Annotated in this window: 25 protein-coding genes and 1 tRNA gene; 7 read left to right on the plus strand and 19 right to left on the minus strand. The window is 71.0% G+C overall.

The genetic code is table 11. The features are described from left to right. Window positions 1-3 precede the first annotated feature (3 nt). The 3 genes from PVE36_RS11890 to PVE36_RS11900 all read right to left on the minus strand — a co-directional run bounded on the left by PVE36_RS11890 (window position 4) and on the right by PVE36_RS11900 (window position 3,505). Window positions 4-666: a hypothetical protein gene (locus PVE36_RS11890; protein WP_277455826.1), complete on the minus strand. Its 663-nt coding sequence runs from the start codon at window positions 664-666 to the stop codon at window positions 4-6. Window positions 667-1,036: 370 nt separating this feature from the next. Then, window positions 1,037-2,419 (minus strand): PhoH family protein, encoded by a 1,383-nt coding sequence (locus PVE36_RS11895; protein WP_277452612.1) that lies wholly within the window; start codon window positions 2,417-2,419, stop codon window positions 1,037-1,039. 330 nt (window positions 2,420-2,749) lie between these two features. Beyond that, complete coding sequence (locus PVE36_RS11900) at window positions 2,750-3,505, minus strand: isoprenyl transferase (RefSeq protein ID WP_277452613.1); 756 nt, start codon at window positions 3,503-3,505, stop codon at window positions 2,750-2,752. Between the two features lie 127 nt (window positions 3,506-3,632). On the opposite strand from PVE36_RS11900, the gene PVE36_RS11905 reads away from it, so the two are divergent. Beyond that, window positions 3,633-4,358 (plus strand): hemolysin III family protein, encoded by a 726-nt coding sequence (locus PVE36_RS11905; protein ID WP_277452614.1) that lies wholly within the window; start codon window positions 3,633-3,635, stop codon window positions 4,356-4,358. Here PVE36_RS11905 and PVE36_RS11910 read toward each other — a convergent pair. Continuing rightward, entirely contained in the window at window positions 4,305-4,583 is a 279-nt protein-coding gene (locus tag PVE36_RS11910) for a hypothetical protein (protein WP_277452615.1), read from the minus strand. The two genes, PVE36_RS11905 and PVE36_RS11910, sit on opposite strands and share 54 nt — an antisense overlap. Beyond that, entirely contained in the window at window positions 4,580-5,512 is a 933-nt protein-coding gene (gene mca / locus PVE36_RS11915) for a mycothiol conjugate amidase Mca (protein ID WP_277452617.1), read from the minus strand. The genes PVE36_RS11910 and mca overlap by 4 nt, the downstream gene beginning before the upstream one ends. Window positions 5,513-5,676: 164 nt before the next feature. Between mca and PVE36_RS11920 the strand changes: the two genes are divergently transcribed. The 3 genes from PVE36_RS11920 to msrA all read left to right on the plus strand — a co-directional run bounded on the left by PVE36_RS11920 (window position 5,677) and on the right by msrA (window position 7,588). Next, entirely contained in the window at window positions 5,677-6,099 is a 423-nt protein-coding gene (locus PVE36_RS11920; protein ID WP_277452620.1) for a DUF4307 domain-containing protein, read from the plus strand. Window positions 6,100-6,274: 175 nt separating this feature from the next. After that, window positions 6,275-6,769, plus strand: coding sequence for a transcription elongation factor GreA (gene greA / locus PVE36_RS11925; protein ID WP_277452622.1), 495 nt, complete (start codon window positions 6,275-6,277; stop codon window positions 6,767-6,769). Between the two features lie 129 nt (window positions 6,770-6,898). Further along, a complete protein-coding gene (msrA, locus tag PVE36_RS11930; protein ID WP_277452624.1) occupies window positions 6,899-7,588 on the plus strand; it encodes a peptide-methionine (S)-S-oxide reductase MsrA in 690 nt (229 codons plus the stop codon). A gap of 9 nt (window positions 7,589-7,597) precedes the next feature. On the opposite strand, the gene PVE36_RS11935 is transcribed toward msrA, so the two are convergent. Together PVE36_RS11935 and PVE36_RS11940 are read right to left on the minus strand one after the other, a co-directional pair. Then, the gene (locus tag PVE36_RS11935) at window positions 7,598-8,086 is read right to left on the minus strand and encodes a DUF1992 domain-containing protein (RefSeq protein ID WP_277452626.1); all 489 of its coding nucleotides are present in this window, start codon (window positions 8,084-8,086) and stop codon (window positions 7,598-7,600) included. Window positions 8,087-8,108: 22 nt separating this feature from the next. Next, the gene (locus PVE36_RS11940) at window positions 8,109-10,121 is read right to left on the minus strand and encodes an NADPH-dependent 2,4-dienoyl-CoA reductase (protein WP_277452627.1); all 2,013 of its coding nucleotides are present in this window, start codon (window positions 10,119-10,121) and stop codon (window positions 8,109-8,111) included. A 132-nt stretch (window positions 10,122-10,253) separates the two neighbouring features. Between PVE36_RS11940 and PVE36_RS11945 the strand changes: the two genes are divergently transcribed. Beyond that, on the plus strand, window positions 10,254-11,249 hold the full coding sequence (locus tag PVE36_RS11945; RefSeq protein WP_277452628.1) for an SGNH/GDSL hydrolase family protein: 996 nt from the start codon (window positions 10,254-10,256) through the stop codon (window positions 11,247-11,249). Window positions 11,250-11,308: 59 nt separating this feature from the next. On the opposite strand, the gene PVE36_RS11950 is transcribed toward PVE36_RS11945, so the two are convergent. The 5 genes from PVE36_RS11950 to PVE36_RS11970 form a co-directional block, all read right to left on the minus strand. Then, window positions 11,309-13,087, minus strand: a complete 1,779-nt coding sequence (locus PVE36_RS11950; RefSeq protein ID WP_277452630.1) for an S-layer homology domain-containing protein — start codon at window positions 13,085-13,087, stop codon at window positions 11,309-11,311. A gap of 176 nt (window positions 13,088-13,263) precedes the next feature. Then, window positions 13,264-13,524 (minus strand): hypothetical protein, encoded by a 261-nt coding sequence (locus PVE36_RS11955; protein ID WP_277452632.1) that lies wholly within the window; start codon window positions 13,522-13,524, stop codon window positions 13,264-13,266. Between the two features lie 6 nt (window positions 13,525-13,530). Further along, window positions 13,531-14,445 carry a Bax inhibitor-1/YccA family protein gene (locus tag PVE36_RS11960; protein ID WP_277452633.1) on the minus strand — a complete coding sequence of 305 codons (915 nt, stop codon included), beginning with the start codon at window positions 14,443-14,445 and terminating at the stop codon, window positions 13,531-13,533. Between the two features lie 104 nt (window positions 14,446-14,549). Next, window positions 14,550-15,734: a cystathionine gamma-synthase gene (locus PVE36_RS11965; protein WP_277452634.1), complete on the minus strand. Its 1,185-nt coding sequence runs from the start codon at window positions 15,732-15,734 to the stop codon at window positions 14,550-14,552. 2 nt (window positions 15,735-15,736) lie between these two features. Continuing rightward, entirely contained in the window at window positions 15,737-17,119 is a 1,383-nt protein-coding gene (locus PVE36_RS11970) for a cystathionine beta-synthase (RefSeq protein ID WP_277452636.1), read from the minus strand. 68 nt (window positions 17,120-17,187) lie between these two features. Between PVE36_RS11970 and PVE36_RS11975 the strand changes: the two genes are divergently transcribed. Further along, the gene (locus PVE36_RS11975) at window positions 17,188-18,015 is read left to right on the plus strand and encodes a siderophore-interacting protein (RefSeq protein WP_277452637.1); all 828 of its coding nucleotides are present in this window, start codon (window positions 17,188-17,190) and stop codon (window positions 18,013-18,015) included. A gap of 149 nt (window positions 18,016-18,164) precedes the next feature. Further along, window positions 18,165-18,244, plus strand: a tRNA-Leu gene (locus tag PVE36_RS11980). A gap of 60 nt (window positions 18,245-18,304) precedes the next feature. Here the strand turns inward: PVE36_RS11980 and PVE36_RS11985 are convergent. From PVE36_RS11985 to PVE36_RS12020, 7 genes are all read right to left on the minus strand, one after another. Then, window positions 18,305-19,297: a Ppx/GppA phosphatase family protein gene (locus PVE36_RS11985; protein ID WP_277452638.1), complete on the minus strand. Its 993-nt coding sequence runs from the start codon at window positions 19,295-19,297 to the stop codon at window positions 18,305-18,307. Then, window positions 19,294-19,830, minus strand: a complete 537-nt coding sequence (locus PVE36_RS11990; RefSeq protein ID WP_277452640.1) for a DUF501 domain-containing protein — start codon at window positions 19,828-19,830, stop codon at window positions 19,294-19,296. Before PVE36_RS11990 ends, PVE36_RS11985 begins: the two co-directional genes overlap by 4 nt. Further along, window positions 19,827-20,210, minus strand: coding sequence for a septum formation initiator family protein (locus tag PVE36_RS11995; RefSeq protein ID WP_277452642.1), 384 nt, complete (start codon window positions 20,208-20,210; stop codon window positions 19,827-19,829). The genes PVE36_RS11990 and PVE36_RS11995 overlap by 4 nt, the downstream gene beginning before the upstream one ends. A gap of 163 nt (window positions 20,211-20,373) precedes the next feature. After that, on the minus strand, window positions 20,374-21,654 hold the full coding sequence (gene eno, locus PVE36_RS12000) for a phosphopyruvate hydratase (RefSeq protein ID WP_277452644.1): 1,281 nt from the start codon (window positions 21,652-21,654) through the stop codon (window positions 20,374-20,376). A gap of 106 nt (window positions 21,655-21,760) precedes the next feature. Next, window positions 21,761-23,386 (minus strand): polysaccharide pyruvyl transferase family protein, encoded by a 1,626-nt coding sequence (locus PVE36_RS12005; RefSeq protein ID WP_277452648.1) that lies wholly within the window; start codon window positions 23,384-23,386, stop codon window positions 21,761-21,763. A gap of 48 nt (window positions 23,387-23,434) precedes the next feature. Next, entirely contained in the window at window positions 23,435-24,565 is a 1,131-nt protein-coding gene (locus tag PVE36_RS16245; RefSeq protein ID WP_346780585.1) for a GNAT family N-acetyltransferase, read from the minus strand. Between the two features lie 8 nt (window positions 24,566-24,573). Beyond that, window positions 24,574-25,338: a MazG nucleotide pyrophosphohydrolase domain-containing protein gene (locus PVE36_RS12020; RefSeq protein ID WP_277452650.1), complete on the minus strand. Its 765-nt coding sequence runs from the start codon at window positions 25,336-25,338 to the stop codon at window positions 24,574-24,576. Between the last annotated feature and the right edge of the window lie 2 nt (window positions 25,339-25,340).

Below are 25,340 nucleotides of genomic sequence, written 5' to 3' on the forward strand. Positions count from 1 at the left end.
CGATCAGTACCAGTGCGGGTTCTGGTTGTTCCAGAAGTCCAGCGCGCCGCAGGGGCTGCCGTAGCTGAGCTTGATGTAGTTCAGACCCCAGTCGATCTGGGTGATCGGGTTGGTCTTCCAGTCGTTGCCGGCGGACGCCATCTTGTTGGCGGGCAGGGACTGCGGGATCCCGTAGGCCCCGGAGGAGGAGTTGGTCGCGTCCCACTCCCAGTCGCTCTCGCCGATCCACAGCTGCTCGAGGCAGCTCCACTGGCCGTCGTCCCAGCCGTACTCGCGCATCAGCTCGATGGCGTAGGGCTTGGGGTCGGCCTGGATCCGGGCGATCTGGGCGTCGGTGAAGTCGCGCTCGCTGACCGGCTTGGCGGCCTCCCTCTTCTCGCGCGCAGCCTCCTTCTTCGCCTTGGCCGCCCTCGCGGCCTTCCTCTCCTTGGCCTTCTTCTCCTCCGCGGCCAGGCGTGCCTCCTCGCGCGAGGCGCTCCGGGAGACATTGGCCGAGCGACGGCTCTCGGCGAGGCGGGCGGCGTCCTGGGCGGCGGTGTCCGACCCCGCACGCTCGGGACCACTGCCGGCGACGTCCTGCTGGGGAGCGGCCAGCGCGGCGGAGGCCACGTCCTTGGCCTCGGACGGGTCGCCGATGGCGACGGTGGCACCGAGCGAACCCAGCATGGCGATCACGACCGCACCACCGATGACGGGTCGACGGACGGCGGCTCGGACGGCCGCTGCTCCACGACGCGGGCGCGCTGACGCCGAGTGCCGTGCTCCGTGCCGTGGCGTGTAGCTCGTCGAGCCCACGTCACCAGCTCCTTCCATGACGACAGCCACTCCGAGGGAGTGGCTGTTGATGCGGGCCGGCATGGTGCGCTAAACCCGCTGTTACCAAGTCGAGACCTTAGCCGACCCCCGCCCTCGGCGCCAACCCCCGGGTAACCACGGACGAAGGGGGCGCCCCGCCGCCATGGATTCGCGGCGGGGCACCCCCCTTCGAGGCTCCTTCGTCGCACCTCAGTACACCGCCCTCGTCATGGGGCCGAGGTCACACGTCGCCGCCCTCGAGCAGGTCGGTCACCAGCGCCGCGATCGGGCTGCGCTCACTGCGGGTGAGCGTGATGTGCGAGAAGAGCGGGTGCCCCTTGAGCGTCTCGATGACCGCCGCGACGCCGTCGTGGCGCCCGACGCGCAGGTTGTCGCGCTGGGCCACGTCGTGGGTGAGCACGATCTTGGAGTTCTGCCCGATGCGGGACATCACGGTGAGCAGGACATTGCGCTCCAGGCTCTGCGCCTCGTCGACGATGACGAAGGCATCGTGGAGGCTGCGGCCGCGGATGTGGGTCAGCGGCAGCACCTCGAGCATGTCGCGGTCGAGGATCTCCTCGACGACCTCCGTGGACACGACCGCGCCGAGGGTGTCGTGGACCGCCTGCGCCCACGGCCCCATCTTCTCCTGCTCGCTGCCGGGCAGGTAACCCAGCTCCTGGCCGCCGACGGCGTACAGCGGGCGGAAGACGACGACCTTGCGGTGCTGCCTGCGCTCCATGACCGCCTCGAGACCGGCACACATCGCCAGCGCGCTCTTGCCCGTGCCGGCGCGACCACCGAGGCTGACGATGCCGACGTCGGGGTCGAGGAGCAGGTCGAGGGCGATGCGCTGCTCGGCGGAGCGGCCGTGCAGCCCGAAGGCGTCACGGTCGCCGCGCACGAGCCGCACCTGCTTGTCCGCACCCACGCGACCGAGGGCGTTGCCCCGCTCGGAGATGATCTTCAGCCCCGTGTGGCAGGGCATCTCGGCGGCGGCGAGGTTCTCCACGCGCCCGGTCTCGTAGAGGTGGTCGACCTCCTCGCCACTCAGCTCGAGCTCGGCCATCCCCGTCCACCCGGAGTCGGCGCGAGTCTGCTCGTGGCGGTACTCCTGCGCGTCCAGGCCGACGGCGGAGGCCTTGACGCGCATCGGCAGGTCCTTGGAGACGATCGTGACGTCGGCGCCCTCGAGGGAGAGGTTCTTGGCCACCGCGAGGATGCGGGTGTCGTTGTCACCGAGCCGGAACCCCGACGGCAGCGAGGCGGGGTCGGTGTGATTGAGCTCGACGCGCAGGGTCCCGCCGTCGTCCCCGACAGCGACGGGTGCGTCGAGGCGGCCGGCCCGCACGCGCAGGTCGTCGAGGAGGCGCAACGCGGTGCGGGCGAAGTACCCCAGCTCCGGGTGGTGCCGCTTGCCCTCGAGCTCGGTCACGACGACGACGGGCAGGACCACCTCGTGCTCCTTGAAGCGCAGCACCGCCCGCGGGTCGGACAGCAGGACCGAGGTGTCGATGACGTAGGTGCGTCGACCTTCGTCCTGGGGCGGGAGGGTCACCGGGTCAGGCGCTCCGTCGGGCTGCGTGCCTGAGGGGGTGACGGTCTGGGTCATCAGGTCGTCCACGTCGGTCTCCTCGTCGGCGCCGCGCCCCGAAGGCGCCTGCGCGCCTACTCTCGGTGCTGGTGCCGGGATGGGATCCGAGGCATGGGCAGGGGCCGTGAGCGGCTCCTCCTGCTGATCAGCAGCCCCATGTCGGCCTTCCCGCCGGGGCCGCGGGGTGCGACCCGTCAGGGATCACGCTAGGACCGGCTGGGCGGATGGTGAGGGAGCCTTGCGGCGTGTCCGCGCGGAGCACGAGATCTTCACCTCCCGGCAACCCCACTGGTCGCACCCGTCACTCGTGCCCCACTCACCCCACCCCCGTCGCACGAGCCCAAGCAGCTGCGAAGGGGGTCAGCCGCCGAAGCGTCGGTGCCGGTCGGCGTAGGCGCGCAGGGCCCGCAGGAAGTCCACCCGGCGGAACTCGGGCCAGTAGGCCTCGCAGAAGTAGTACTCGCTGTGCGCGGACTGCCACAGCAGGAAGCCGGAGAGCCGCTGCTCCCCCGACGTGCGGATGACGAGGTCCGGGTCGGGCTGCCCCTTGGTGTAGAGGTGGTCGCCGATGTCCTCGGCGGTCAGCTCCGCGGCGACCTCGTCGAGGCTGGCGCCCTCCGCGGCGCGGGTGCGCAGCAGGGATCGGACGGCGTCGGAGATCTCCTGGCGTCCCCCGTAACCGACGGCGACGTTGACGACGAGCCCGTCGACCCCGGCCGTCTCCTCCTCCGCCCGGCGCAGGGCCGCCGCGGTCTGCACCGGCAGCATCTCCAGGGCACCGGCGGAGTGCAGCTGCCAGCGGCCGGCCGAGGCCAGGTCGGCCACGAGGCCCTCGATGATCCGCAGCAGGTGGTCCAGCTCGTCGGGGGGACGGGTCAGGTTGTCCGTCGAGAGCAGCCACAGGGTGACGACCTCGACGCCCGCGTCCTCACACCACTCCAGGAAGCCGGCGATGTTCGCCGCACCCGCGCGGTGCCCGTCGTCGGCATTGCGTCCACGCGCCTTCGCGAACCGTCGGTTGCCGTCCACGATCATCCCCACGTGCCGAGGCACGGCATCGCGGTTGAGCCGCCGGACGAGACGTCGCTCGTAGGCGCTGTAGAGCGGGTTGCGCACTCGCTGTCCTTCCTTGGCGCGATCTCGACCCGAGACAACCTACCGCCGCATCCGGTGTCCGATCCCACACGGGGACCCCCCGGCCCGACCATGGCGAACCTACGCTGCCGTAAGTTACCGTGGACCGATGGAGTCCCCCCGCACCGTGCACTCGTCACGCGCCAAGGAGCTCGCCTCGGACGTCGGCGAGCACGTTGACGCCTTCGTCGAAGCGGTCAAGCCCCACCTGCGCGGCTGGCTCCACCTCGTCATGGCACCCTTGGCGCTCATCGGCGGCCTCGTCCTCACCTCGATGGCCCCGACCCAGGCCGGTCGGATCGCGGCCATGGTCTTCACCGTCACCGCCGGCCTCCTCTTCGCCACCTCGGCTCTCTACCACCGCGGCAGCTGGGGGGAGAAGATGGGCGCGGCCCTGCGCCGGTGGGACCACGCGAACATCTTCCTCATCATCGCCGGCAGCTACACCCCCTTCGCACTGATGCTCCCGCGATCCCAGGCGGTGACGCTGCTGGCGACCGTCTGGACCGGCGCGATCCTCGGTGTGATCTTCCGCGTCTTCTGGGTCGACGCCCCGCGCTGGCTCTACGTCCCCGTCTACGTGGCCCTCGGCTTCGTCGCGGTCTTCTACATCAAGCCGCTGCTGACCCACGGCGGATGGACGATCCTCGGCTTCGTCCTCGCCGGCGGAGCGCTCTACACGGCGGGAGCCATCGTCTACGGGCTCAAGCGCCCCAACCCGTCACCGCGCTGGTTCGGCTTCCACGAGATCTTCCACGCGCTGACGGTGCTGGCCTTCATCTCACACTTCGTCGCCGCGACGCTGGCCCTCTTCGGCCCCATCGCCCAGACCTGAGCCCCGCTCCCCCGCCGGTCGCTCGTCGGCCGCCTCCGCTGACGTCGGCGTGCCCGCGCCGCGGGCCGCCTCCTGATCCTGCTTCTCCTGTGCCCGCTGGGCGAGGTTCATCCGCCGCACCCGCGTGAACATGCTGCGCATCAGCAGCCACAGCACGACCGCGAGGAAGAAGAAGACGACGAAGGCCAGGAAGCCCGGACCCACCTCGGTGCTGGGTGCGCTCATGTCCACTCCTTCACGGTCGGTGCGGCGCGGTCGTCGCGCACCAGCTCCAGGTCGGTCCGGCGCCCGAGCGCGTCCGCCTCGACCACGGAGCCCGGGATGCCCGCGAAGAGGTCGTCCTCGTCGTCATCGGTCTCGACGTGGCTCATCGCGAGCTCGTACTCCTCGGTCGGCCAGATCTCGGCCTGCAGGGAGTTGGGGACGGCGAAGAAGAACCCGTCCGGGTCGACCTGCGTCGCGTGCGCCCGCAGGGCGTCGTCGCGCACGTCGAAGTAGTCCGCCGCGTGCACCCTCGTGGTCACCTTGCGCTGGGGGCGCCGGCCGGCACGCTCGATCCACTCGACGAAGGGGGACTCCTGGCCCCGGGCGACCAGCGCGTCGTGGAAGGCCTGGATGCGCGCGAGGCTGAAGCCCCCGTTGTAGTAGAGCTTCAGCGGCTGCCAGGGCTCACCGGCGCGGGGGAAGCGGTCCGGGTCGCCCGCTGCCCGGAAGGCGGCGACGGAGACCCGGTTGGTCATCACGTGGTCCGGGTGGGGGTAACCGCCGTTCTCGTCGTAGGTGGTGATCACGTGCGGCCGAAAGCGGCGGATCTCGCGCACGAGGGCCTCGGTGGCGATGTCCAGCGGCTCGAGGTAGAAGCACCCGCGCGGCAACAGCGGCAGCGGGTCCCCCTCGGGCAGGCCCGAGTCGACGAAGCCGAGCCAGGACTGCTGGACGCCGAGGATCCGACGGGCCTCCTCCATCTCGTCACGTCGCACCTGGGAGATGTCGCGCAGGATGTGCGGGTCGTCCTTCAGCTTGGGGTTGAGGACGTCGCCGCGTTCGCCGCCGGTGCACGTGACGACGAGGACCTCGGCGCCCTCACGAACGTACTTGGCGGTCGTCGCCGCCCCCTTGCTCGACTCGTCGTCGGGGTGGGCGTGCACAGCCATGAGCCTGAGTGCTTCCACGGGTGGTGTCCTCCCGGACAGGTGTGTGCCGCGCGGCCCGGTGTGCCGCCGCGGTCTGGTGTCACGGACAATGAAGGCATTGTCTCACCGAGCACCGGGAGCCCTCGACGTGACCGGTGGCGCCCCCCTTCGCCCGCAGGAGAACCATGAGCACCGACGCGCAGGAACCCCACCACTGGGACCCCGAGCGCGAGGAGGCCGCCGCCGAGGCCGCCCCCGACCGGGGCAGCCGACGCTGGTGGGTCGCCGGCGGGCTCTTCGTCGCGTTCGCGTCGGCATTGGTGGTGTGGTTCGCCATCGCGAGCACGCAGGGCGCGGTGAAGGCGACCGACATCGGCTACGAGCACACGGGCGAGCGCGAGATCACGATGATCTTCGACGTGACCCGGGAGCCCGGCACGGCGGTCTCCTGCACGATCACGGCGATGGACGGGGAGTACGGGCGGGTCGGCACCGCCCAGCACGAGGTCCCGGCGAGCGAGGAGCGCACCACCCGTGTCCGGGCCCCCGTGCGCACGACGACACAGGCCGTCACTGCGACCGTGAAGCAGTGCTCGGCCCTCGAGTGATACCTGCATCCTGCGGTCATTGGCGTTAGACTGGGCCTTTACACGCAACCGTGGGTCTGGGCCGTTCGGTCCAGACCTTTGTGCATCACCGTCCGATTCGATGGATGGTGCGCCACGGTGACCACCCGCGGGACGTCCCACCAACGCCGCCGCGGCCCAAGGCAAGGAGTATCCCGTGACCCAGACCGCGCCCAACGCGACCTACCTGACCCAGGAGGCGTACGACCGACTGCAGGCCGAGCTGCGCGAGCTCTCCGGTCCCGGCCGGGTCGAGATCGCCAAGCGCATCGAGGCCGCTCGCGAGGAAGGCGATCTCAAGGAGAACGGCGGGTACCACGCGGCCAAGGAGGAGCAGGGCAAGATGGAGGCCCGCATCCGCCAGCTGACCCAGATCCTCCAGAACGCCTCCGTCGGCGAGGCCCCGCCGGACGACGGTGTCGTCGAGCCGGGCATGGTCGTGACCGTCGAGCTCTTCGGCGAGGAGGAGACCTTCCTCCTCGGCTCGCGGGAGATCGCCGACGGTGACGACTCGCTCGACGTCTACTCGGAGCAGTCCCCCATGGGCAAGGCCATCAACGGCCAGACGGTGGGCGAGACGTGCACCTACCTCGCCCCCACCGGCAAGACGATCGAGGTCAAGATCCTCAAGGCGAAGCCCTACTCGGCCTGATCCACCTCACGTGTCCCCGATTTCCCGGGTGACCCGAACAACCCCGGCTCTGCAACGGTTCCTGACCCTTGCGAAGCCGGGGTTTCTCGTGCTGTGTCCACTCCGGCACTCTCCTGAGACAATCGAGGCATGTTCGGTCGCCAGCTCCCGCCCATGCCCACCGCCGAGACCGCCCTGCCCGGGCGCGATGAGAGGCCCTTCACCGTCCCGACCACGCACGCGGTCCTCGGGACCCCGCTCGAGGGCCCGTGGCCGGAGGGCACCCAGGTGCTGCACGTGGCCATGGGGTGCTACTGGGGTGTGGAGCGGATCTTCTGGCAGCTGCCCGGCGTGGTGACCACGGCAGCGGGGTACATGGGCGGCTTCACCCCCAACCCCACCTACGAGGAGGTCTGCACCGGCCTCACCGGCCACGCCGAGAGCGTGCTGATCGCCTACGACCCGGCGGTGATCCACCCCGAGCAGCTGCTCAAGGCCTTCTGGGAGAACCACGACCCGACGACGGCCAACCGGCAGGGCAACGACGTCGGTACCCAGTACCGCTCGGCGATCTTCTGGGACACCCCGGAGCAGCGGGCCGCGGCCGAGGCGACCGCGGAGGCCTTCGGTCGGGAGCTGGCGAAGCGGGATCTCCCGCCGGCCGCCACCGAGATCGTCTCGACGCGGGAGTCGGGGCCGTTCTGGTACGCCGAGGCGGTCCACCAGCAGTACCTGCACCACAACCCCGGCGGGTACTGCAACCACGGCCCCAACGGCCTGACCTGCCCCGTCGGTGTGGCGGACCTGCCGGCGCAGACCGACATCATGCCCCCGAGCTGACCCGAGGGGTCAGCGGCGTCGCCGGCGGCGCCACCACGACCGTCGGCGCGAGGGGGGCGAAGGGGGCTCCGGTGCCCCTTCGTCGGCGGGGGCCTCGGCGCGCTGCGCACGCAGCCGCCGCCACTGCTCGACCAGCACCTCGACGTCGGCCCTCGGGGCGATCGGCGGCGAGGCCGGGCCGAAGGTGGGTCGGCGCAGCTCCGCCAGGACCCGCTCGTTGTAGTCCCGCAGGACCTCGCGCACGCCCTCCTCCGTCGCGATGTCCGCCAGGGACTCCGGGAAGGTGGCGTGCTCGCGTCGCAGCTGGAAGACCGGTGGCAGCGCATCCGAGGAGTCCAGCCCCTCGCGCTCCATCATCCGCTTGACCCACCAGTCCGGGTCGCGGTCGTCGAGCCCGCGCAACGGTCTCCCGGCGCCGGGCAGGTCGTCGAACTCGCCGCGCTCGATCGCCTCACGGATCTGGCGGTCGATCCAGTTTTCGTGGGAGGGCACGCTCATGACCCCTCCAGTGTGGCAGTGGTCAGAGTGCCGCGGCGAGCTCCGTGCCCTGACGGATCGCGCGCTTGGCGTCCAGCTCCGCGGCGACGTCGGCCCCGCCGATGACGTGCGTGTCGACCCCCTTCGCCCGCAGCGGCTCGACGAGGTCACGCACGGACTCCTGCCCGGTGCACACGACGACGGTGTCGACCTCGAGGGTGCGCGGCTTGCCGTCCACGGTGAGGTGCAGCCCGGCGTCGTCGATCCGCTCGTACGTCGCACCGGTGATCTGGTGGACACCCTTGGCCCTGATCGCCAGGCGGTGCACCCAGCCGGTCGTCTTGCCCAGACCGGCACCGATCTTCGTCTCCTTGCGCTGGACGAGGTAGACGGTGCGCGGCGATGCCTGGGGGTGGGCCTCCTTGAGGCCACCCCGCTCCGCGGACGTCGGGTCCACGCCCCACTCGTCCTGCCACTCCTTGATGTCGAGCGTCGGCGACTCCACGGTCGTGAGCAGCTCGGTGACGTCGACGCCGATCCCCCCGGCTCCGATGACCGCGACGCGCTCCCCCACCTCGCGGGTGCCCAGGACGGCCTCGGGGTAGCTGACGACCATCGGGTGGTCGATCCCCTCGATCTGCGGGATGCGCGGGGTGACGCCGGTGGCGACGATGACCTCGTCGAAGCCCTCGAGGTCGGCGATGTCGGCCCGGCGCCCCAGGTGGACGGCGACGCCACGGCGGTCGAGCTCGCCCTTGAAGTAGCGGATGGTCTCGGCGAACTCCTCCTTGCCGGGGATGCGCATCGCGAGCGCGAACTGCCCGCCGATCTCCTCCCCCGCCTCGAAGAGCTCGACGGCGTGGCCGCGCTCGGCCGCGGAGACCGCCGCCGAGAGCCCGGCGGGGCCACCACCGACCACGGCGACGCGCTTGCGCCGTGCCGTCGGGGAGAGCACCAGCTCGGTCTCGTGGCCTGCGCGCGGGTTGACCAGGCAGGAGGCGACCGTGCGCTGGAAGGTGTGGTCGAGGCAGGCCTGGTTGCAGGCGATGCAGGTGTTGATCTCCTCGCCGCGACCGTCCTGCGCCTTCACGGCCCACTGCGGGTCGGCGAGCCACGGGCGCGCCATCTGCACCAGGTCGGCCTGGCCGTCGGCGAGCGCCCGCTCGGCCTGGTCGGGCATGTTGATGCGGTTGCTCGTGACGACGGGGATGCCCACGTGCGGGCGCAGCTTCTCGGCGACCTCGGTGAAGGCCATCCGCGGCACCGAGGTGACGATCGTGGGCACGCGCGCCTCGTGCCAGCCGATGCCGGTGGAGATGATCGTCGCGCCGGCAGCCTCGATCTCGGTGGCCAGCGCCTGGATCTCCTCCCAGGTCTGCCCGCCCTCGACGAGGTCGAGGACCGACAGCCGGTAGACGATGATGAAGTCCTCGCCGACGGCGGCCCGCACGGCTCGCACGATCTCGGTGGCGACCCGTCGACGGTTGGCCGGCGTCCCGCCCCAGCCGTCGGTGCGCTGGTTCGTGCGCGGCGCGAGGAACTGGTTGATGAAGTAGCCCTCGGAGCCCATGACCTCGACCCCGTCGTAGCCCGCCTCACGCGCCAGCTGGGCCCCCCGGGCGAAGGCGCGGATCTGGCGACGCACCCCCTTCTCGCTCAGTGCACGCGCGGTGAACGGGTTGATCGGGGCCTTGGTCCGTGACGCCGAGACCGACCACGGGTGGTAGCTGTAGCGACCGGCGTGCAGCAGCTGCAGGGCGATCTTGCCGCCCTCGCGGTGCACGGCGTCGGTGACCTGCCGGTGCCGTCGCGCCTCGCGGCTCGTGGTCATCTTGGAGGCGAAGGGGTAGAGGGTCCCCTCGATGTTCGGGGCGAAGCCACCGGTGACGATCAACCCGGCGCCCCCCTTCGCCCGCTCGGCGTAGAACGCGGCCAGTCGCTCGAAGTCCTTGGCCTTGTCCTCCAGCCCGGTGTGCATCGAGCCCATGATCGTGCGGTTGCGCAGGGTGGTGAACCCCAGGTCGAGCGGGGCGAAGAGGGTGGGGTACTCGGTCATGGCGTCCTCGGGTCCGGCTTCGGGTCTGCGTCGAAGGATGCCAGATGCACGCATTCCTGCCGCCATTCGTTGGCAATGTCACGTGGGGATGACAAGGTTGGCTCCGGGACACCAGCGAGGACGAGGAGAGTGATGGCGCATCTTGGCAGGACGGCAGGTCGGGTGCTCGTCGGCGCCCTGGGCACCCTCGTCGTCGGGGCCGGCATGGCCGGGCTCGCCTACGGCCTGATCCAGGCCGAGGCGAAGATCACCCGCCGGATCGTCGGCAACCCCTTCGACGGAGCGCCCGACGACGACGGCGTCTACGGCGCCGCCCCCGGCGAGCCGGTGCGCCTGCTCGTCCTCGGGGACTCCACCGCAGCGGGGATGGGCGCGGACCTCCGGTACCAGACGATCGGCGCGATCCTGGCGACCGGGCTGGCGGCGATCATGGGCCGGCCGGTGGAGCTGACCAACGAGGCCGTCGTCGGGGCGCAGTCCTCGGACCTGAGTGCCCAGCTCTCGCACGGCCTGGCCCGCATCGACCATGCGGACGTGGCCGTCGTCCTCGTCGGCGCCAACGACGTCACCCACCGCATCGACCGGGCCGTGTCCGTCCAGCACCTGAAGCGGACGGTGCGCTACCTGCGCACCCTCGACACCCCCGTCGTCGTGGGCACCTGCCCGGACCTGGGCACGGTCGAGCCGGTCCCCTTCCCGCTGAACAGGCTGCTGCGCCAGTGGAGCCGCGACCTCGCCGCCGCGCAGACGGTCGCCGCGGTCGAGGCCGGCGCGCGCACGGTGTCGCTGGCCGACCTCCTCGGGCCGGAGTTCGAGTCGAGCCCGTCGGTGATGTTCAGCCAGGACCGCTTCCACCCCTCGGCCGCCGGGTACGCCCGCGTCGCCTCGGCCCTGCTGCCGACCGTCGCAGCCGCGGTCGATGCCTGGCCGGAGGACGCCCTGGGCGACACCGAGCCGGAGCCGAGCCGCGGCGAGGGCATCGGGGCCCTCGACGACGCCGCCGAGCGCGCCGCCTCCTCCCCCGGCACCGAGGTGGGACCCGCGGAGTTCAAGGGTCACCGCGCCGGCCCCCGCGGCCCGTGGGCGATGCTGCGCCGACGCGGCGGGCACGAGGTCACCGACCTCTAGACCGCAGCCGCCTCCGACCACGGGGTCGGAGGCGGCGGAGTGTCGACGCGACGGTCGACTCAGTTCATCAGGCCCTGCGAGCGGTACAGGAAGGCCGCGACGGCCTCACGAGAGATCCGGTCCCTCGGGCCGAACCTCCCATCGGGATACCCGTTTGTGACCCCCTGGTCCGCGAGCCAGGCGATGTGGTCCGCGAACGGGGTCCCCTCGATGTCGGTGAACGCGTAGGGGGCACTGCTCCTGGGAGGCTGGCCCTCGAGGACGAACCGCGTCATGAACGCAGCCATCGCCTCACGCGAGATCCGCTCCTTCGGGCCGAAACTCCCGTCGGGGTGGCCCGTGGTGATGCCCTCGTCCTGCAGCCAGGCGATCTCCCTGGCGAACTTGCTCGACGCGTCCACATCGGTGAAGTCGGGGTCACTCGTGACCGCGGGCTCACCGGCGATCCGGTAGAAGAACGCCGCCATGGCCTCACGGGAGATCCGGTCCTTCGGGCCGAAGGTCCCGTCGGGATATCCGGTGGTGATCCCCTCGTCCTTGAGCCAGGTGATCTCCGTGGTGAAGTTCGTCGTGTACGGGGTCACGTCCGGGAACGGCGGCTCCTGGTCGGGCACCAGGGCGGCGGTGTCCCGGCGGATCTTCGGCAGCTGGGCGTAGAGCGCGTCCCCCGGGCAGGTGGTTGCGAAGCCGTCCCGGTGCCCGCTGATCGCGTTGAACCGCTCGCCGTTGATGGTCACCCTGGAGGTGGGGTCCACCGCGTGCCGACCGAGCTTCCACGCGAACAGCTCGGCGTAGGCGTCCAGCACCGCTGTGTTCGCCGTCTTGCTCTGGTAGGTCCCGAGGACGCTCATGGCGAAGGACTCGGAGTTGTAGCCGAGCGTGTGGGCTCCGACGACGGGCTCGTCGACCCCGCCGTAGCGCCCCTCGAAGATGCGGCCGAACTTGTCGACCAGGAAGTTGTAGCCGATGTCGTTCCAGCCACGACCCTCGACGTGGAAGGTGTAGATCGCGCGGACGATCCCCGCGGCCTCGCTCCGGCTGTAGTAGTTCGTCCCCGCCGTGTGGTGGACGAACCCGCCGTTGATCTCGCCGTACGACGGTTCCCCCCGACGGATGGACTCATCCGCTCCCCACTCGGCGCGAGTGATGATCTTCGGCTTGGTTGCGGCTGCAGCCGCGCTGCCTGCGGGAGCCGACTCCTGCCCCATCCGCGCGTCCTGGCCCGCCTTCTTCGGGTCGATGAGGTTGACCTTCATCCCCCGCGGTGCCGTGCCGTCCTCGGCCTCGACCCGCACCTGCACGCCGTCCGACTCGGGGACGATCAACGGGTCCGTGCCCGCCCGGGTTCCGTCCTGCGCCTCGCCTGTCCCGGCATCGGGGCCGTGACCGTGGGCTGAGGGCACGTACTCCCAGTCGGACCACTTCGTGCCTGCGGTCTTCGTGCGCACCCACACGGTGACCGGCTCCTGCTCGCTCTCCCAGGTCAGTCCGAGCGCGGAGAAGTCCCGCGTGCCGCGCTTCTTCGTCAGCGCGACGACCTCGTCGTCCTCCGGCTCGACCGGACCGTGACCGTGCTCGGACGAGGGGGTACGGGTCTGCGCGTCCTGCGCGCTCTCCGGGAGGTTGAACTCGACGTCGGACGTGTTCCTGACGGCCTGCTCGCTGACGCCCTCGACCGAGACCTTCTCCATCGCGGTGTCGATCGGGTCGGCCTCGTCGCCACTGGCGCCCACGATGGCCGTCGGGCCGATGACGAGGGCCGCGGCGACGGCAGCAGCCAGGGGCAGTCGAAGGGCGAGGACACGGGCGACATGCGGGCGCGTGCGTGTATTGCTCATGAGGGGAGGACTTTCGAAAGGGGGACGGTCCCCCGAAGATTACCCTGACGGCAAACTTTTGTGCAGTGCGGCGACGGCGTGGCGCTCGGGCGTCCCACGCCGACCTGCCCCTCTCCCCGGATGTGGGCGGAACAGCACGCACGCACGCCGAGTGCACGACGGACGCTCGTCCGCCGTCAACCGCTCCAGCCGAGGCGAAGGGCGGCGAGCCGCTCCGCGAGCCCGGCACCGCCCCCTTCGCTCACGCAGGCGTCGAAGACCACGACGCGCAGCTGGTCCATGACCACGGCCGGGCCGAGGTCCGGCAGCTGCTCCCCCGCGAGATCTGCGAGGAGCGCGTGCACCCCCGGGAGCGCGGCGACCGCGCGGTCCAGCGGCAGCTGACGCCACCTGCGGACCGCGCGGCCGAGCTCGCTCTCGATCTCCGGCGGGATCACGCGGTGTTACTCGGAGCGCAGGCGACCCAGCAGGCGCAGGATCTCCAGGTACAGCCACACCAGGGTGATGACCAGACCGATCGCCAGCGTCCAGGCGAAGGAGGCCGGGAGGCCGGCGCTGATCGCCTTGTCGATGTTGTCGAAGTCGAGCGTCAGCATGACCGCGGCCAGACCGATGGCGAAGAGCGAGATGCCGATGCCCAGCCAGCCGGTACCGCCGAATCCGAACGGCGAGCCGTTGAAGAAGAGCATGTAGCCGAGGTTGATCATCGAGAAGACGAAGTAGCCCATGACCATCATGGAGACGATCGAGCGGAACTTGTCGGTCACCTTGATCACGCCGGTCTTGTACAGCAGCAGCATCGAGCCGAAGACGCACAGGGTCGCCAGGACCGCCTGCGTGACGATCGACTCGAAGACGCTGCCCCCCGAGGCGTCGAACATCACGTGGTAGGTCTGGCTGATCGCGCCGACGAAGACGCCCTCGACGACCGCGTAGACCATCGCGAGGGTGGGGCCGACCGGCTTGCGCCGGAAGGCGATGTACAGGCCCAGGCCCAGCGTGCCCACGAGACCGACCATGAAGAGGATGCCGCCGAGGGCGGGCGAGACGGCGGAGGCGACCCACGCGGCCGCGGCCACGGCCACCAGGACCGCGAAGAGCGCGCCGGTGCGCATGATCACGTCGTCGAGCGTGATGGCCCGACCGCCGCCACCGTCGCCGCCGAGTCCGGGAGCGGACCCGGGCTCGCCGAAGCCGGGCTGGGGCCGACCGTAGCCCTGCTGACCGTACTGGCCCGGCTGCTGGGGCGCGTAGCCCTGACCTCCGAAGCCCTGCTGGCTGCGCACACCGGACTCGCGGAAGCCCGCGTAGCCGCGCTGCGCGTCGTTCGTGACCCGGTTGAGAAGCGGGTTGCTCATGGGGTGGGCCCTCCTGGGGACTCTGCGCGACCGGCGGCCGCAGTGTCTGACAGGACCAGCCTACGGTGCCGCCCGCGCGGCACCGTAGGGACTGTCCACAGTTGTCAGGCGCGCAGGCCGTCGAGCGCCTGCTCGAGGTCGGCGAGCAGGTCACCGGCGTCCTCGATGCCGACGGACAGCCGCACGAGGTCCTCGGGGACCTCGAGCATCGACCCGGCCGTCGAGGCGTGGGTCATCGCACCGGGGTGCTCGATGAGCGACTCGATGCCGCCCAGCGACTCGGCGAGGGTGAAGACCTCCACCCGCGAGCAGAGCTGCTGGGCCGCCTCGATGCCCCCGGCCATGCGCACCGAGAGCATCCCGCCGAAGCGACTCATCTGCTTCTTGGCCGCCTCGTGACCCGGGTGCCCGGGCAGGCCCGGGTAGAGCACGGAGGTGATCTCGGGGCGGGCGGAGAGCATGTCCACGACGGCCTCGGCGTTGTCGCAGTGTCGCTCCATGCGCACGCCGAGCGTCTTGATGCCGCGCATCGTCAGGTACGCGTCGAAGGGTCCGGGGACGCCCCCGGACCCGTTCTGCAGGAAGGCGATCGCGGCGTCCATCTCCTCGTCGTCGGTGACGAGGAGGCCACCGACGACGTCGCTGTGGCCGCCGAGGTACTTCGTGCTCGAGTGCAGCACCACGTCCGCGCCGAGGGCGAGCGGTCGCTGCAGGTAGGGGCTGGCGAAGGTGTTGTCGACGACGAGCTTCGCGCCCGCGGCGTGGGCGACCTCGGCGACGGCCTCGATGTCGCCGATGTTCAGCAGCGGGTTGGTCGGCGTCTCCAGCCACACGAGCTTGGTGTTGGGCCGGATCGCCGCACGGATCGCGTCGACGTCGACGACGGGTGCCGGCGTGTACTCGATCCCCCAGTGGGTGAAGACCTTGTCGATGAGGCGGAAGGTGCCGCCGTAGGCGTCGTCCGGGATGACGAGGTGGTCACCGGGGCGAAGGGCGGCGCGCAGCATCGCGTCCGTCGCCGCCATCCCGGAGGCGAAGGCCCGACCGTACGACCCCCCTTCGATGGAGGCCGCGTTCGCCTCGAGCGCCTGGCGGGTGGGATTGCCGGTACGGGCGTACTCGAACCCGCCGCGCATCCCGCCGACGCCGTCCTGGGCGAAGGTCGAGCTGGCGTAGATCGGGACGTTGACCGCGCCCGTCAGCGGGTCCGGCTCGTAGCCGGCGTGAATGGCCCGGGTGGAGAACCCCTGGCTCGCGCGTGCGTCCGCAGCGCTCTTCTGCTCGCCCATGATCAGCCCTTCGCTCGGTGGGACAGGTGGCCCAGCAGGTCGTGCCGGGTGATGACGCCGGCCGGGTTGCCGCCCTCGACGACGAGCAGCGCGTCGGACTGCTCGAGCGCCTCGGTCGCGGCGGAGACCGGCTCGTTGGCGCCGATCTGCGGGAGGGCGGCCCCCATGTGCTTGCTCACCGGGTCCGCGAGCGAGGCATGCCCCTCGAAGACGGCGGTGAGCAGGTCGCGCTCGGTGACGGCTCCGGCGACCTCACCGATGACGACGGGCGGCTCGGCGCCGACGACCGGCATCTGGGAGACGCCGTACTCGCGCAGGATGTCGATCGCCTCGCGGATCGTCTCGTTGGGGTGCGTGTGGACCAGCGCCGGCAGCTCGCCGCTCTTGCCGCGGAGGACGTCACCGACGCTGCCCTCGCTGGCGTCATCGCTCGGGAGGAAGCCGTAGGAGGCCATCCACTCGTCGTCGAAGATCTTGGCGAGGTAACCGCGGCCGCCGTCCGGCAGGAGGACGACGATCTTCGCGTCGGGGCCCTCGCGCTCGGCGACCCGGAGCGCCGCGACGACGGCCATCCCGCAGGAACCACCGACGAGCAGGCCCTCCTCCAGCGCCAGGCGCCGGGTCATGGCGAAGGACTCCTGGTCGGTGACGGCGATGACCTCGTCCGGCACGGACGGGTCGTACGCACCGGGCCACATGTCCTCGCCGACGCCCTCGACGAGGTAGGGCCGGCCGGACCCGCCGGAGTAGACCGAGCCCTCCGGGTCGACGCCCACGACGGTGACGCGGCCCTCGGAGACCTCCTTGAGGTACCGGCCGGTGCCGGTGATCGTGCCGCCGGTGCCGATCCCCGCCACGAGGTGGGTGATCTCCCCGTCGGTCTGCTCCCAGATCTCCGGGCCGGTGGTCTCGTAGTGGCTGAGCGGGCCGTTCTGGTTGAAGTACTGGTTCGGCTTCCACCCGCCGGGCAGCTCCTCGGCGAGCCGGTCGGAGACCGAGTAGTAGCTGTCGGGGTGCTCCGGGGGCACCGACGTCGGGGTGACCACGACCTCCGCGCCGTAGGCCTTGAGGACGTCGATCTTGTCCTTGCCGACCTTGTCCGGGCAGACGAAGACGCAGCGATAGCCCTTGCGCTGGGCGAAGAGGGCGAGACCGACGCCGGTGTTGCCGGAGGTCGGCTCGACGATGGTGCCGCCGGGCTGGAGCTCGCCGGACTCCTCGGCCGCCTCGATCATCTTCTTCGCGATGCGGTCCTTGATGCTGCCGCCCGGGTTGAGGTACTCGATCTTTGCCGCCACCAGACCCGATCCGGGTGGGACGACGGAGGAGAGCTTGACCAGAGGGGTGTGACCGATGAGGTCGGAGATGTGGTCCGCGATCTGCATGTCCAGCATCGTGGCACGGATCACCGCGGCGGCGACACCGCCCCGGGAGGTAAGGGTACCCTCAGTACATGGCTCCGCCCGCCCGAAAGCCCAAGCCCCAGCACGCCCTCACCGTCGAGTCGACCGATCGGCTCGGACCGCACCTGGTACGCATCGTCCTCACCGGCGACTCCCTCGCCGACTTCGGTGCCGCCGAGTTCACCGACGCCTACGTCAAGCTCCTCTTCGTCGACCCGGCGCTGGGCGAGCCGCCCTACGACCTCGCGGGGATCCGGGAGAGCGCGCCCGCCGACCTGCAGCCCGTGAGCCGCACCTACACGGTGCGGGCCATCGACCGGTCCGCCCGGCGCCTGACCATCGACTTCGTCACCCACGGCGACACCGGGTGCGCCGGGCCGTGGGCCATCGGCGCCCGACCCGGCGACCGGGCGGTCCTCCTGGGGCCGGGTGGCGGCTACTCCCCCGACCCCACGGTCGACTGGCACCTCCTCGCCGGCGACCTGTCGGCGACGCCGGCCATCGCCGCCGCCTTGGAGGCACTCCCTTCGTCGGCGAAGGGGGTCGCTCTGCTCGAGGTGGAGGCCGACGCGGACGTCCTCGACCTCACCGCCCCGGAGGGCGTCGAGGTGTCGTGGCTGGTCAACCCCGACACCGACGACGTCGCCTTCCTCGCCCGCGCGGTGGACGCGGCCGCGTGGCCAAGGGACGTGGCGAAGGGGGCGGTGCAGATCTTCGCCCACGGCGAGCGCGAGTCGATCAAGGCGGTGCGGAGGGTGCTCAAGCATCGCGAGGTCCCGCGTGAAGCGATCTCGATCTCGGGCTACTGGGCGCGTGGACGCACCGAGGACGCCTTCCAGGCAGAGAAGATGACGCCGGTGGGGAAGATCGAGGATTGACCCACGCCACATCCCGCACACCAAGCGACTGATGAACAGGTGATCGACTCGCGGGGCTCTGGGCCCGAGGACAACCTGCTCAGCACGCTGGGGCTACTCTGTCCCAACTGCCATGCTCGGACTCCGACGTGTCGCAGTCGCAACCGCAAGCGGGCGTAGGCCAACTGGCGAGCCGGGGAACTTAAAATTCCTGTCGAACGTGTGGGTTCGAATCCCACCGCCCGCACCATGTCCTGCCACAGGACCTCGGCACCGCCGACCCCGCGAGTGGGTGCGACGGCGCGTCGGTCTAGCCAGTCGGCTGCTGCTGCTCGTCCTCCGGCTCGTCCGGCACCACGATCGACAGGGCGATCCCGTCGAGGATGTCGCGCTCGGACGTCGTGACGACCAGGTCGGGGCCGTTGGCTCCGCGCGCCCGGTCGAGGATCTCGTACCAGATCAGCGCCCCGGCGCCGATGACGTCGACGCGGCCGGGGTGCATGAAGGGCTGCGCGGCGCGCTCGGCCCGAGTGCTGAGGATGAGGCGCTCGCAGGCCTCCATGTACTCCTCGACCGTCAGGTCGGCCAAGTGGATGGCCGCAGGGTCGTAGGAGGTCAGGCCGAGTGCCTGCGCGGTGACAGTCGTGACCGATCCGGCCAGCCCGATGACCGTCTTGATACCCCCGAGCCCGACCTCGGCCTCGGCGGTGTCCAGCGCCTCGGCGATGTCGAAGCGGGCCGCGTCGATGATCTCCTGGGTCGGCGGGTCGGTGCGGTGGTGGCGCTCGGTCAGGCGCACGCTGCCGATGTCCAGCGAGGTGCAGGCGACCACCTCACGGGTGCCCCGCACGACCTCGGTGGAGCCGCCGCCGATGTCGACGACGAGGTAGGGCCCCTCGAAGCCCTCCTCGGCGAGGGAACCGGTCGCGCCGATGAAACCCAGCCGCGCCTCCTCGTCCCCGTCGACGACCTCTGGGGTCACGTCCAGCTCGCCGAAGGCCTCGCGCACACCCTGGACGAAGTCCTCGGAGTTGCTCGCGTCACGGGTGGCGGAGGTGGCGACGAAACGCACGTTGCCCGGTGGGACGTGCTCGTGGCGGCACTGCTCCGCGTACTCGCGACACATGTCGAGGGTGCGGCGCAGTGCCTCGTCGTCGAGCCGACCGGTCGTGTCGACCCCCTGCCCGAGGCGCACGACCTCCACCCGACGGGTCACGTCGGTGAGGACGTTGCGTCCCGGGTCGTGGTCTGCGATCAGCAGGCGGATCGAGTTCGTCCCACAGTCGATTGCTGCGACTCTCATCGGTCGCTCCCTTCGTCCGTGCTCGCGCACGGGCTGGCGCGCCACCACTCGGGCAGCAGGTCAAGTGCCTCGTCCCCCAGGGGGTTGACCCCGGGACCGGCAGCCAAGGAGTGTGCCACGAGAACATGGAGGCACTTCACACGCGTGGGCATGCCGCCGGCGGAGATCCCCTCGATCTCCGGGACGTCGCCGAGCTCCGCACGACGGGCGAGGTAGTCCTCGTGGGCGGCGCGGTACCGCATCGCCAGGTCCTCGTCCTCGAGCAGTCGCTGCGACATCTGCGCCATCAACCCGCTGGACTCGAGCGTCGAGATGGCTCCGGTCAGTCGTGGGCAGGTGGCGTAGTAGCTCGTGGGGAAGGGGGTACCTCCCGGGAGGCGCGGAGCCGTGCGGACCACGGTGGGACCACCGCAGGGACACCGGTGGGCGATGTCGACGGCACTGCGGGCGGGTCGGCCGAGTTGATCGTGGATGGTCCCCAAGTCCTCGGGGGCGACCCGGTCCAGGTCGTTGCCGCGCTCGTCGATGGTCACTGCTGCTTCTCCGCCGTGTCGGCCGTGGTCACCGAGTCGGCCATCTTCTCGTACCAGGGCTGGGTGTTGGACGAGGTGACGGTCCCCGTCTCGGGGTCGACGTCCGCGATCGTCTCGTCGGGGTCGACCACGGTGTAGGTCTTCTCCCCCGGTCGCACGAACTTCAGTCGCTTGCGGGCCTGGGCCTCGACGTACTCGTCCGTCTGCCACAGCTCGCGCTCCCGCCGCAGATCCTCGACGGCAGCCTCCTGCGCCGCGACCTGCGAGTGCAGCTCGTCCAGACGCTGCTGCTGGTCGTACCAGGACTTACCGGTGGGCACGAGCATGAGCGCCAGCAGGGTCGTGAGTGATCCGAGGACCACCCACCGGCGGGTGGTCATCACGGCCCTGCGCCGCGGGTCCCGACCCGGCTTCGCCCCCGGGCCGCCGATGGGCCCCCGCGAGGTGTACCGGCGCGGCCGGTCGCGAGCCGGGGGGCGCCGCGTCGCGCCCTTCACGCCGAGGCGTGAAGGGCGACGTCGCGGGGTGCCGGCCATCCGTGGCTCAGCCCGAGAAGCGCGGGAACGCACCCGCGCCTGCGTAGACCGCCGCGTCGTCGAGCTCCTCCTCGATGCGCAGCAGCTGGTTGTACTTGGCGACGCGCTCGGAGCGGGCCGGGGCGCCGGTCTTGATCTGGCCGCAGTTGGTGGCGACGGCGAGGTCCGCGATCGTCACGTCCTCCGTCTCGCCGGAGCGGTGGCTCATCATCGAGCGGAAGCCGTTGCGGTGGGCCAGGTCGACCGCGTCCATCGTCTCGGTCAGCGAGCCGATCTGGTTGACCTTCACCAGCAGCGCGTTGCCCGCGCCGTCGGCGATGCCGCGGGCGAGGCGCTCGGGGTTGGTGACGAACAGGTCGTCGCCCACGAGCTGGACCTTCTCGCCGAGCTTGGCGGTGATCTCCTGCCACCCCTTCCAGTCGTCCTCGTCCAACGGGTCCTCGATGGACACCAGCGGGTAGGCGTCCACGAGGCCGGCGTAGTAGTCGACCATCTGCTTGGCGCTCTTCTTCTTGCCCTCGAAGGTGTACTTCCCGGAGGTGTGGAACTCGCTGGCGGCCACGTCGAGGGCGAGCGCGATGTCCGTGCCGGGCTTGTAGCCGGCCTTCTTGATCGCGTCGATGATCAGGTCGAGCGCCTCGCGGTTGCTGCCGAGGTTCGGCGCGAAGCCCCCCTCGTCACCGAGTCCGGTCGAGAGGCCCTTGGCCTTCAGGACCGCCTTGAGCGAGTGGTAGACCTCGGTGCCCCAGCGCAGGGCCTCACGGAAGGAGGGCGCGCCGATCGGGGCGATCATGAACTCCTGGATGTCGACATTGGAGTCCGCGTGCGAGCCACCGTTGAGGATGTTCATCATCGGCACCGGCAGCACGTGGGCGTTCGGACCACCGACATAGCGGAAGAGCGGCAGCCCGGCGGACTCGGCTGCTGCCCTGGCGACCGCGAGGGACACGCCGAGGATGGCGTTCGCGCCGACCGAGCCCTTGTTGTCGGTGCCGTCGGCGGCGATCATCTCGGCGTCGACGAGACGCTGCTCGCTCGCCTCGAAGCCGAGGACGCGCGGCATCAGGTCGTCCTCGACGGCCCGCACGGCGTCCTCGACCCCCTTGCCCAGGTAGCGCTTCTTGTCGCCGTCGCGGCGCTCGACGGCCTCGAAGGCACCGGTCGAGGCGCCGCTGGGGACCGCGGCACGGGCGATGGTGCCGTCGTCGAGGGCGACCTCGACCTCGACCGTGGGGTTGCCGCGGGAGTCGAGGATCTCGCGCGCGCCTACTGCCTCGATGCTGGCCACTACCGGCTCCTTGATTGGTGCGTGATGACTGGTCCCCCGAGGGTATCGGCTCCGAGGCGGCGCTCGGTCGAGCGACCCACCGAGCCGAGTCGCGCATCCATGACGGCTACCGGCGACTGCGCCAACGACGCACTCGGCGCCGCACCCCGTCCCTGAGGGCCGCGCCGGGCGGTCGCTGCTTGGAGCGGATCTCGTCGATCTGTCGCTGCAGGGCTCGTTGGGACGCCAACGCCTTCTCGGAGGTCCTGGCGAGCTCCTGCCTCAGTTGCTCGCCCTCCTTCCGGAGCTGCTGACACTCGTCCTCGAGCCGCTGACCCTCCCGGGCCTGCTGACGAATCTGCTGCTTCAGCTCCTTCTCCTGCCGCCGCCGCTCCTTGGCCTCGAGGGAGATGCGGTCCCTGGTCCTGTTGAGCATCTCGTAGAGGCTCGTGAAGACCGAGAAGGACTCCTGCTCCGCCGGTGTGCCCCAGTGGTACGCCCGGGGTGTCGGCGCGTCCTCCGTCATCAGGTCCCCGGTGCCGCGGATGCCGGCAGCGATGCCGTCCCACCACGCGGTCTGGTACCGGGTCGATGCCGTGCCCATCGTCTCCATGTGGGCCGCCAGCTCGACGCGGTCGCGCGACAGTGCGCCGACGACCGTGGCACCGAAGAGTCCGTTCCACGCCTCGTACGGCACGGCGAGAGCGCTCATTCCCACGTGCTCCAGGGCCCCGTGCATGCGGATCATCGCGTAGTGGCTCGTCACGAGGCCGATCGCCGGGACGCCGACCGCAGGACCGAAGACGACCGGGTGGTAGCGGGTGGAGATCGTGAACTCGGCTCTGGCGGTCACGGCGAGGGCCTGCGCGGCGGAGATCACCGGCAGCTGGTGCACGCGCGGACTCGTCATGAGCTCGGCGATGCGCGCATGGGCCAGGCAGTCGCGGTCGTCCTCGTCACCGACGCCGAGAACTCCCATGTGCGGCACCAGCACGATGTCGACGTCACAGGTGGCCACGATCTCGTCCAGGGCCATGGCGATCGTGCGGTGGTACTCGGTGGCCGGCATCTCGGGGACCCCCGGGTCGTGGGCGAAGCTGCCCACGACGAAGGTGCGTGGCAGGGTCAGCTCCACCTCCGGCACGCTCGAGCCCTCCACCTGCGGGATGAGGAGTGCGTCGTCGAAGGTCAGCACCACCTTGTCGGGCTCCGCGCACAGGGACCTCACCAGGTGGGCGGAGGAGCGCTCCCGCACACCGAACACCGCCGCGTAGTCAGCGATCTCCCTGACGATCTCCTCGTCGTCCTCCGACAGGTGTGGGCCGACCGACTGGCTGGAGACGTAGAGGGGGACCTCGAAGAACTCGGCGATCCGCGTCAGGGCCAGACGCTCGAAGAGGTGGTGCTCACCGTTCGCGTTGAGGTTCCCGCCGCCGGCGATGACGACCGCGTCGGCCCGGCGCACCGCATCGACGGCGGGTGCCATGGCTTCGGGGAAGTCCACCTCGCCGGCAAAGGCCGACTCGAGCGCGGACAGCAGGGTGACCTTCTTCGGCCGCGGCACGCCCCGGAAGCCGAGCCTGCGGATGGTGTCCACCCGGTAGTGCGCGGCCGACAGCTCCGGGTCACCGGCGACGAGGGTGACGTCGGCACCGTGCCGCTTCAGCTGGGCGATGGCGGCCTCCGTCATGGCCTCGTCACCCAGGTGGTACTGCCCAGCCCAGCTGACATCGCCGATGACTACGACCTTCATGTGTACGACCCCTGACGTCAGGACACTGGTTGGGCTGGCTCAGGGAGCCTAACGTCCCGCCACGGCGACCACGTCCGCCAGCCGCCGGCGTTGGACCCCCGCGTCGAAGTTGCCCGGAGCGAGCCACGCCTCGTGGCCGGCCCGGATCCGCGGCCAGTCGTCGACCACCATCGCGAACCAGGCGGTGTCGCGGGCCCTGCCCTTCGTCACGACGTGCCGCCGGAAGGTGCCCTCGTAGGTGAACCCGAGGCGCTCGGCGGCCCGGCGGGAGGCGGCGTTGAGCGCATCGCACTTCCACTCGTACCGGCGGTAGCCGAGATCGAAGACGTGGCGGGCGAGCAGCACCATCGCCTCGGTGGAGGCGGTGGTGCGCTGCAGACGCGGCCCGAGCAGGACGTTGCCGATCTCGACGCAGCCGTTCGCCGGGTCGATCCGCATCAGGGCGACGAGCCCGCAGGCCACGCCGTCCCCGTCGCGGACCACCACCTCGACGGTGTCGGCGGCCAGCCGCCCCGCGATGTACTCCGCGAAGGGGGCCGCCTCGGTGACCGGCTCCTGCCCCAGCCAGGTCCACAGGGAGGCATTGCGCCGGCCGCCGACCTCGGCGAAGAGCTCGTCGGCGTGCGCGGGCGTCAACGGCTCGAGGGTGCAGTGGCCGCCGGTGATGGTGCCCGTCTCCGGGCGCGGTGGTGGGGTCCAGTCGGGCACGTCGGGACCGACCGGCTGGCCCTGCTCATTCGTGCGCACCTCGTCCCGGCTCGCCGGCGGCAGCACGACCTGACCGATGGGTCCGGGGTTGTGGGCCACCTCCCAGCGGAACCCGTCGGGGTCGGCGAAGTACCCGGTGTAGCCGCCCCAGTCCCGCGCCTGCCCGGCGGAGACGTCGTCGGACCCCGCCCGGCGGGCGAGGTCGAGCACGGCATCGACGTCGGCCGGGGTCGCGACGTTGTGCGCGAGGGTGACGGGGGCGATCCCCGGCCCGCCGCGGATCGCGCCGACCTCACCCTCGAACTCGTCCTCGTCCCACAGCGAGAGCACGAGGTGCTCACCGACGCGGATCATGAGGACCTCGCCCGGGACCTCCAGCTCCGCGCTCCACCCCAGCCCGTCGAGGTAGAAGCGACGCGTCGTCGCCAGGTCCGCGACGGGGAGGGTGACGAAGCTGATCCGCTGGTCCATGGCACTCCTCACAGTTCGCTGTCGCGAGCGGCCTTCTCCTGCGCCTTGATCGCCTGCCACTGGGCCTCGATCTCCTCGAGGGTCCCGGCGCTCGCGTCGGCGAAGACGTGCGGGTTGCGCCGCACGAGCTTGTCCACCAGGGCAGCGGCCACGTCGTCCACGTCGAAGGGGTCCGGCGCGTGGTCCGCGGCGACCCGGGCGTGGAAGAGCACCTGGAAGAGCAGGTCGCCCAGCTCGTCGGTCAGCTCCTCGCGCAGCCGGGGGTCGTCGGGGTCGGCGATGACCGCGTCGAGCGCCTCGTGCACCTCCTGCGCCTCCTCCAGGACGAAGGGGGCCAGGCTCGCGTGGTCCTGCGCCGCCACCCAGGCGCACCCTCCGGGTGCGCGCAGCCGGTCCATGACCGCGACGGCGTCGAGGAGGCGACCACCCTCGACGTCCCACGACCCCACGAGGACCTCGACCTCGGGTCCCTCGTCGAGCCGCGAGACCTCGGTGGCGATCGCGTCGCTCAGCCCGGGGTCCCCGTCGGCCGAGCCGAGCCAGATCGTCTCCTGCTCCCCCGCCGACTCCACGAGCGCGCGCGCCCGCTCGGTCGCCGACTCGCGGCCGATCGGTGTCACCGCGATCCCGTCGTCGGCGAGCGCCAACGGGAGGTCCTCCGCGACGTCGGCGGCCAGGACGAGATCGGCGCCGTCGAGGGCGCGCCACGCGTCCCGGCTGAGCAGCCCTGCCGGGACCCGTGGACTCGATGCCAGCAGGATCAGGCGCGGCACCG

It is taken from the genome of Janibacter sp. DB-40 (assembly GCF_029510815.1).
Lineage (GTDB): Bacteria > Actinomycetota > Actinomycetes > Actinomycetales > Dermatophilaceae > Janibacter.